Raw genomic sequence first — 5,676 nt, 5'->3', positions numbered from 1 at the left:
GTGCAGCAGATGCAGCCGTTGCTCATCTGGATGATCTGCTCGTTCGTTTCCTGAACGAGGATCTCGTTGTCGATGTTTTCTTCGCCGAACTCGTTCTCGATCACGGCGATCTTCATGCCGTGCTGGTCGTTCAGGATGCGCTTGAGCAGGGTGGTTTTGCCGCTGCCCAGAAAGCCGGTCAGGATGGTAACGGGAATCATGATGGTCGCCTGTTCTCTGGAGTCAAAGGTTATTCGTGCAGCGTGGTTCCGGGCGGCGCGGTTGTCGCGCGATGCGTCATTGCCCTCGAAATCACGCAGTCAGCCAATTATTTGAACATACTTGTCAAGAGGGTGCTTTGAAGCGCCTTCCCGAACTGTCAACCGAGCTATCAACTATGGCCGCTCATTCGATTTGCAACAATAGGCCTTTCAGGTATTCCCCTTCAGGAAACGCGGTCAAAAGCGGGTGATCGATGCCCGCGCCCAGGCGTTTCAGGATGCGCGCGTCGACTTTCGCGTCGGCTGCGGCGCCCGCGATGATCTTCTGGAACAAATCGGCGTCGATCGCGCCCGAGCACGAATACGTGAACAGCAGGCCGCCCGGGCGCAGCAGCTTGAACCCGGTGAGATTGATGTCTTTGTAGGCGCGCGCGGCCCGGTCCACATGTTCCCGCGATGGCGCGAATTTTGGCGGGTCGAGCACGATCAGATCGAAGCGCTGTCCTTCTTCGTGCAATCGACGCAAGGTCTTGAAGGCATCGGCGTCGAGCCATTCGGCGCGCTCCGGGTCGAATCCGTTCGCCGTGACGTTGCGCTGCGCGAGGGCTAGCGCGTCGCCGGAGGAATCGATCGATACGACCCGTTTCGCCCCGCCTTTCAACGCCGCAAGCGAAAACCCGCCTGTGTAGCAAAAGCAGTTGAGTACGTCGCGCTCTGCTGCGTATTCGCGAACAAGCGCGCGGTTGTCGCGTTGATCGATATAAAAGCCCGTCTTATGGCCGTGTTTCACGTCCACGTAGTAACGCACGCCGCCCTCGTTTGCGATCATCAGTGCTTCGGGCGGCGGGTCGCCAGCCAATACTCCGGTGATGGGTTCGAGGCCTTCTTTCTGCCGGATCGATACATCCGATCGCTCGTAGACGTTCGGGCAACCGGTCGCACCGATCAGTGCTTGAACGATGGCGTGCTTCCACATTTCCACGCCGGTCGCCATGAACTGGCAGACGAGCTGGCCACGACGGGTTTCATCGTCAGCAATGTAGTAATCGACGATCAACCCCGGCAATCCGTCCGCCTCGCCGAAGATCAGCCGCGTGGCGCCGGTATCACGCACCATGGTTCGCCGGTGAGCGATTGCCCGTTGTACGCGCCGCTTGAAAAACGCGTGATCGATGGGCTCGGTTTCATCGAAACTCCATACGCGCGCGCGAATCTGCGACACAGGGCTGTACGACCCGCGGGCCAGGAAGCGGCCTTCGTGCGAGCGGATCAGCACGGTCGCGCCGGGCGCGGGCTTGCCCTCCACATGTTCTATGGCGGTCGCATAAATCCACGGATGGCGGCGCGCGAGCGACTTGTCTTTCGCCGGTTTCAGCGTGATGGTGTTCATTCGACCTTCTTGTGAACGCGCTGACGGATACGGCGCAGCCACGCTTTGTTGTTCCTGGCGATCTGTAACAGCCGGGGTGAAGCGTTGCTCTAGTCTCGCTTCTTGGCGCGAGGATGGGCCTGGTCGTAGACGCGCGCCAGATGCTGAAAGTCGAGAGACGTATAAACCTGGGTCGCGGTAATGCTCGCGTGGCCGAGAAGTTCCTGCACGGCGCGAAGGTCGCCGCTGGATTGAAGCACGTGCGTGGCAAACGAATGCCGCAGCACGTGGGGATGCACATTGGACGGAACGCCCGCCTGCAGTGCCATGCGTTTCACCCGGTCGCGCACTACATTCGGCGTCATCCGATTGCCGCGTACCGATAAAAACAGCGCATGGGGATCGAGCTTCACGAATTGTCCGCGCACTTCTATCCACGCACGCAAAGCCGTGATCGCCTTGCTCCCGACGGGCACCGACCGCCGCCGGTTGCCCTTGCCGAGGACGTTCACTTCAGCGCTAGCCAGATCGAGCCAGCCTGCTGACGAATAACCATCGGATTGCACGAAATGGACGTCGATCCCGACCAGTTCAGCCAGGCGCAAGCCGGACGAATAGAAGAGTTCCAGTATGGCGTGGTCGCGCAACGCTTCGGGTGTGTCGGCGTGAGGCGCTTCCATGAGAGCGTTGGCGTCGTCCACGGAAAGTGCCTTAGGCAGGCTTTTCGCGCGTTTCGGCGCGCGCACGGTGGCGACGGGATTCGCCGCCATTTCGACGCGCTCGGCGAACCATCGATAAAACGCCCGCCAGACCGATAAGCGATGCGCAATCGAACGCGCCGACAGGCCGCCCCCATGAGCGCGGGCCACGGCGCCGCGCATGTCCGTTGCAATGAGGGATTCCAGCGCGCGGCCATTGGCGAGCTTTTTCAGCTCGTCGAGTTCATGCGTGTAGCCGCGCAGCGTATGTTCCGATAAACGCCGCTCATGCTCGAGCATCGATAAATAGGCGGCGACCGGATCGGCGTTCATGTCAGTGGGGCAGCAAGCGGCTGAGCGCTGCGCTGCCGAGCGTGCCGATCTGCGAAAGGAAGTCGGTTGCCATGCCTTCATGGAAACGGCGCGGATCGGGCGAACCCATCACCAGCAGGCCGAACGCGGGCGCTTCGGGTCCGGCCGACGGATCGCGCAGCGCAATCAGCGCGATGGACTCGGTGGTGTTCGCGGTATCGACGACACCATCTGTGGTCGCCGAAGCCACCGATACCGAACTCGCCGACGTCAGCCATTGCGCCGCCTCGAATCCCGTGTTCGCGCCGCAATACGGCGCGGCGAGGCCACTGGTGAAGGTGCGTACTTCCGCGCTCGTGGTCCTGGCAAACTCCGCCTGTGCGTAAGGCTCGGCCACGTCCCACACGCGCAGCGCCGCCTGCGGCACGTCGAAAATTTCGCACAGGCCTGCGGGAATGGTCTTCGGCAATGCGTGCGGATCGCGCTCGGACATGACCCGGATGGTCCACCGATGAAACTTGGCAGCAATGCTGTCGTTCTCGTGTCCGTAGCGCAGCAATTCGGCTAGCCGCCGCTCCATCTGCTTGTTTTTGTCGCGCAGCATTTCCATCTGCCGTTCCTGCAGCGACACGGCCGACTTGCCATGCGGATTGGACAAGCGGATGGTGCCCAGCAGCTCGGCGTGCGCAGCGAAGAAATCCGGATTGGCGAGCAGGTAATCGGCGACTTCTCGTTCGGTCATGGTATCGGGCAACATCGGGTTCCTGGCGGTCAGTCGGCTGTGGCGAGGTCGGCGGGAAGCTCGATCTCGCCTTCGAATACGGTGGTGGCCGGGCCGGCCATGAAAAGCGCGGCGTCCGGATCGCGCGTGCCGTCCCAGGTGATGGTGAGCACGCCGCCATGCGTCTGAACCCGAACCGGCGAGTCAAGCAGCCCACGGCGAATGCCCGCAGCAACGGCTGCACACGCACCCGTACCGCAGGCGAGCGTTTCACCCGCGCCACGCTCGAAGACTCGCAGCTTGACGGCGGTCCGGCTTTCGATTTGCATGAACCCCGCGTTCACCCGCTTCGGAAAACGCACATGATGTTCGATCAACGGCCCTTCGGTCAGCACTGGCGCGGTCTCGACGTCGGCGACGACCTGGACGGCGTGAGGATTGCCCATTGAAACCGTGGAAATCCAGCGGGTTTCGCTTTGCACGTCGAGCGGCCAAAGGGTATCCGCGCCTTCGGTGCGCCCTTGCAATCCTTCGGCATTGAACGGCACCCGCTGGGGTTCGAACTCGGGACGCCCCATGTCGACCATGACGTCGCCGTTTTCCTGCATGGTCAAAACGATTACGCCTTGCTGCACTTGCACCCGGACGCTCATCTTGTTGGTTAGGCCGCGGTCACGGACAAACTTCACGAAACAGCGCGCGCCGTTGCCGCAATGTTCGACCTCGCCGCCATCGCAGTTAAAGATTCGATACTTGAAATCCACGCCGTCGATGTCCGGCTTTTCAACCAGCAGCAACTGGTCTGCGCCCACGCCAAAGTGGCGGTCCGCGAGCGCGCGCACCTGCGCCGCGTTCAGCGAAAGCGGTTTAGAGTAGCCGTCGAGCACCACAAAGTCGTTGCCCGCGCCGTGCATTTTGGTGAATTCGAGTTTCATGTCGCTATTGTAAGTGACGCGAAGGCTGCGCATGCACTAGGCCGAATGGGGGGCGAGCCCGGATTCATGCAGCAATCGCGAGCCGTTTCCCTGATACTGGATTCTCAGTAAAAGCCCGGCTCGCCGGGTGGCCGAGTTTTGAAGCGCTTGTGTACCCAGTAGTACTGCTCGGGCATGAGGCGCACCTGCTCCTCCAGGAACGCGTTCATGCGGCGCGCGTCGGCATCGTCGTCGCCAGTGGGGTAGTTGTCCCAGGGCTTGAAGACCTTGAGCTTGTAGCCCTTGTAGTTCGGCAGGACTTCGCCCACGAACGGCATGATCTGCGCATGGCCGGTCTTGGCCAGCCGGCCGACTGCGGTAAGCGTGCACGCCTGGACGCCGAAGAACGGCACGAAGGTCGAATTGCGCATGCCGTAGTCCATATCGGCGCCGAGCATGACGGGCTTGCGGTCGCGCAGCCACCGCAGCACGATCCGGGCGCTGTCGGCGCGGCTTGCCATTTCGGCGTCGAAACGGCCGCGCTGCTTCTTCGCGACGTCGTCAAGCGTCTTGTTCGACATGGGCTGGTACAGCGATCCGCACGTCCGGTGCAGTTCGTGGTTGATCCAGACCGAGGCCGCTTCAATGGCGACGAAGTGAAAGCCGAGCAGCAAGGTCGGCGGCATGTCGGGGTCCAGCAGATCGACCTGGCTTTCCACCTGGATCAGCTTGGCGAGCTTTTCAGCCGGGGCGAACCATTGCACGCTGCGCTCGACGTAGCTGCGGATTGCGTGCCGGAAATGCTTTTGCGCGACTTCTTCGCGGCGTTCGGGCGTCCACTCCGGAAAGCAGAGGCTCAGGTTGATGTGCACGATCCGTTTCCGGTGGCTCGGAATCTGATAAAGCAGCCAGCCGAGGGCATCGCCGAAACGAGCCGTGATGCCGTATGGAATCAGGGCCAGCAGTTTCAGCAAGCCGACTGCGAGCGCAACCCCGATGCGGCCTAACATGTGACGCTCCCGAGGATCGTTACGGCTGGACTGGTGCGATACCGGGAAGCGTCCCGGGCTTTGAAAAAGTGAGGGTTGGTATTGGTTGGCGACAAACGGTCTGCTCTGTGACAAATTAGAGAAGTCGCTATAATAAAACCTTCGCCGAGTTAATGGACAACTTGCGGGGCGAAGCCGGAACGTGCTTAACGGTGCGTTTCGGACCATGTTTTCCGCTAAAGCGTCGCCGCTTCAGACTCCAAACGAAGTCGGCTACGTGAGTAACTTACCCGTATCTAAATTGGAGTCTGAAGCGTGTCAAACAACTACTTCTTTACCTCTGAATCCGTCTCTGAAGGCCACCCGGACAAGGTTGCCGACCAGATCTCGGACGCGATCCTCGACGCGATTCTGAAGGACGATCCCAACGCCCGCGTGGCGTGCGAGACGATGGTGAAGACGGGCATGGCCGT

7 protein-coding genes are annotated in these 5,676 nt (G+C 61.2%); 1 reads left to right on the top strand and 6 read right to left on the bottom strand.

Annotation, left to right across the window (positions count from 1 at the left end; translation table 11 throughout):
* The 6 genes from ACFFAR_RS22945 to ACFFAR_RS22920 form a co-directional block, all read right to left on the bottom strand.
* Positions 1 to 200: CobW family GTP-binding protein (locus ACFFAR_RS22945; protein ID WP_375508526.1), on the bottom strand; the 200-nt coding region annotated here is incomplete at its 3' end.
* A 184-nt stretch (positions 201 to 384) separates the two neighbouring features.
* A complete protein-coding gene (locus ACFFAR_RS22940) occupies positions 385 to 1,590 on the bottom strand; it encodes a class I SAM-dependent methyltransferase (protein ID WP_174364107.1) in 1,206 nt (401 codons plus the stop codon).
* Between the two features lie 89 nt (positions 1,591 to 1,679).
* Positions 1,680 to 2,600, bottom strand: a complete 921-nt coding sequence (gene xerC, locus ACFFAR_RS22935) for a tyrosine recombinase XerC (protein WP_086381455.1) — start codon at positions 2,598 to 2,600, stop codon at positions 1,680 to 1,682.
* 1 nt (position 2,601) lies between these two features.
* A complete protein-coding gene (locus tag ACFFAR_RS22930) occupies positions 2,602 to 3,321 on the bottom strand; it encodes a DUF484 family protein (RefSeq protein ID WP_062170339.1) in 720 nt (239 codons plus the stop codon).
* A 29-nt stretch (positions 3,322 to 3,350) separates the two neighbouring features.
* A complete protein-coding gene (gene dapF / locus ACFFAR_RS22925) occupies positions 3,351 to 4,235 on the bottom strand; it encodes a diaminopimelate epimerase (protein ID WP_174364108.1) in 885 nt (294 codons plus the stop codon).
* Between the two features lie 104 nt (positions 4,236 to 4,339).
* Positions 4,340 to 5,224: a lipid A biosynthesis lauroyl acyltransferase gene (locus ACFFAR_RS22920; RefSeq protein WP_062168611.1), complete on the bottom strand. Its 885-nt coding sequence runs from the start codon at positions 5,222 to 5,224 to the stop codon at positions 4,340 to 4,342.
* Positions 5,225 to 5,518: 294 nt separating this feature from the next.
* Here ACFFAR_RS22920 and ACFFAR_RS22915 point away from each other — a divergent pair.
* Positions 5,519 to 5,676 (top strand): S-adenosylmethionine synthetase N-terminal domain-containing protein (locus ACFFAR_RS22915; RefSeq protein WP_375508527.1); only part of this gene is annotated, 158 nt, incomplete at its 3' end.

Source organism: uncultured Caballeronia sp. (assembly GCF_964243625.1).
In the GTDB taxonomy this organism is placed as follows: domain Bacteria; phylum Pseudomonadota; class Gammaproteobacteria; order Burkholderiales; family Burkholderiaceae; genus Caballeronia.
Note: the sequence above shows the minus strand (reverse complement) of the source record. Positions and strands in the feature narration are given on the sequence as shown.

What these genes read in the sequence shown, in the direction of transcription:
- ACFFAR_RS22940 (WP_174364107.1), bottom strand. Translation starts at nt 1,590, where the DNA reads ATGAACACCATCACGCTGAAACCGGCGAAAGACAAGTCGCTCGCGCGC.
- xerC (WP_086381455.1), bottom strand. Translation starts at nt 2,600, where the DNA reads ATGAACGCCGATCCGGTCGCCGCCTATTTATCGATGCTCGAGCATGAG.
- ACFFAR_RS22930 (WP_062170339.1), bottom strand. Translation starts at nt 3,321, where the DNA reads ATGACCGAACGAGAAGTCGCCGATTACCTGCTCGCCAATCCGGATTTC.
- dapF (WP_174364108.1), bottom strand. Translation starts at nt 4,235, where the DNA reads ATGAAACTCGAATTCACCAAAATGCACGGCGCGGGCAACGACTTTGTG.
- ACFFAR_RS22920 (WP_062168611.1), bottom strand. Translation starts at nt 5,224, where the DNA reads ATGTTAGGCCGCATCGGGGTTGCGCTCGCAGTCGGCTTGCTGAAACTG.